This is a genomic window from Anabaena sp. CCY 9402-a (genome assembly GCF_963920945.1).
Classification (GTDB): domain Bacteria; phylum Cyanobacteriota; class Cyanobacteriia; order Cyanobacteriales; family Nostocaceae; genus Trichormus; species Trichormus minutissimus.
This window is the reverse complement of sequence record NZ_CAWUDL010000192.1, coordinates 1-1,293: the sequence shown is the minus strand read 5'-3', so window position 1 is coordinate 1,293 and position 1,293 is coordinate 1. Positions and strand designations below refer to the sequence as shown.

The following is a 1,293-nucleotide window of genomic DNA, read 5'->3' as shown; positions in this document are numbered from 1 at the left end:
GATGGCAATACCCTGTTCTACCGCAACACGGGAACTGCGGCTGCTCCCACCTTTATCCCAGAAGCCACCAACCCCTTCGGACTGACGGATGTGGGGCTTTATGCTAAACCCACCTTAGCCGATATTGATAATGATGGGGACTTAGATGCTTTTGTGGGGAATGGTGTTGGCAATACCCTGTTCTACCGCAACACGGGAACTGCGGCTGCTCCCACCTTTACCCAGGAAGCCACCAACTCCTTCGGACTGACGGATGTGGGGCTTTTGGCTGTCCCCACCTTTGCCGATATTGATGGGGATGGGGACTTAGATGCTTTTGTGGGGAATAATTACGGCAATACCCTGTTCTACCGCAACACGGGAACTGCGGCTGCACCCACCTTTACCCCAGAAGCCACCAACCCCTTCGGACTAACGAATGTGGGGTCTTATGCTGCCCCCACCTTTGCCGATATTGATGGGGATGGGGACTTGGATGCTTTTGTGGGGAATTTTTATGGCAATATCCTGTTCTTCGAGAATGTCCCTACTACTCCAGTTAACAATGCTCCCACAGGTTCACCCACAGCCACTTTAGGCAACACTGCTGAAGATACAGCCATTATCATTAATGCTGCTGACTTGTTAGCAGGTTTCAGTGATGTAGAAGGTGATACCTTATCCGTATTTGGTCTGACTGCTGATAACGGCACTTTAGTTGATAACGGTGATGGAACTTATACCTTCACTCCCACTGCTGACTTTAATGGTACTGTCACCCTTGACTACGGCGTTAGCGATGGTACAGATACCTTAACTGGACAAACTCAGACGTTCTCTGTAACCCCAGTTAATGATGCTCCTGTAGGTAGTCCCAAATTTATCGCTCCAATTACCAACCCCTTCGGACTAACGGATGTGGGGAGTCTTGCTAAACCCACCTTAGCCGATATTGATAATGATGGGGACTTGGATGCTTTTGTGGGGAATCGTGATGGCAATACCCTGTTCTACCGCAACACGGGAACTGCGGCTGCACCTACCTTTACCCTAGAAGCCACCAACCCCTTCGGACTGACGGATGTGGGGTATTTTGCTGCCCCCACCTTTGCCGATATTGATGGGGATGGGGACTTGGATGCTTTTGTGGGGAATAATCTTGGCAATACCCTGTTCTACCGCAACACGGGAACTGCGGCTGCACCCACCTTTACCCCAGAAGCCACCAACCCCTTCGGACTGACGGATGTGGGGAATTATGCTAAACCCACCTTAGCCGATATTGATAATGATGGGGACTTGGATGCTTTTGTG

At 50.5% G+C, this 1,293-nt stretch carries 1 protein-coding gene; it reads left to right on the top strand.

The genetic code is table 11. The features are described 5' to 3' along the window. Positions 1-1,293, top strand: a 1,293-nt coding sequence (locus tag ACM0OR_RS28235) for an FG-GAP-like repeat-containing protein (RefSeq protein ID WP_414579715.1), incomplete at both ends; no start/stop codon positions are given.